This window comes from Arthrobacter sp. Cr_A7, from assembly GCF_029222765.1.
In the GTDB taxonomy this organism is placed as follows: domain Bacteria; phylum Actinomycetota; class Actinomycetes; order Actinomycetales; family Micrococcaceae; genus Arthrobacter.
The window spans coordinates 1-457 of record NZ_JARHXQ010000242.1 but is presented as its reverse complement, the minus strand read 5'-3'; the positions used below and the strand labels follow the sequence as shown (position 1 = coordinate 457).

Annotated in this window: 1 protein-coding gene; it reads right to left on the bottom strand. The window is 64.1% G+C overall.

The features are described from left to right. The coding region (locus P2Q66_RS14110) for an AEC family transporter (protein WP_275729079.1) at positions 1–290 on the bottom strand (290 nt) is incomplete at its 3' end. Positions 291–457: the final 167 nt, after the last annotated feature.

The window sequence follows — 457 nt, the reverse complement described above, 5'->3', positions numbered from 1 at the left end:
GCTCCGATGGTTGTCCTGCGGACGCCCCATCTGGCGATGGCGCCGATGATGGCGAACACGGCCATCATGGCTGCCGCCGTGGCCACCGAGATCAGGCCTGTTGTGCTGAGGACGTCGGAGATGTGCCGGGAAGCGATCAGGGAGAACATCAGGCTGGGCAGCCCCACCAGGAACGTCAGGGTGGAGAGCACCTTTGTGCCGTGCGGGCCCAAGGCGTTGGTTTTGCCCAGGATGTAGCCCACCAGCATGACCGCGCCCACCACAAAGAAGCCCTTTAAGACTCCATCCAAAATACTGTCCTCAATGTCGGTCCGCCGTCAGTGCGGTGGTTCGTCCCGCCGGGCGACCGAATGGGGAGCCCGCTCCATCAGATGCTATCGGTGGGGGCCGCGCGGTGATCAATCTGGGCCGTCAGACCGTCGATCCGGTCAAGCGCGGTGCTGAGGCGTTCCACAGC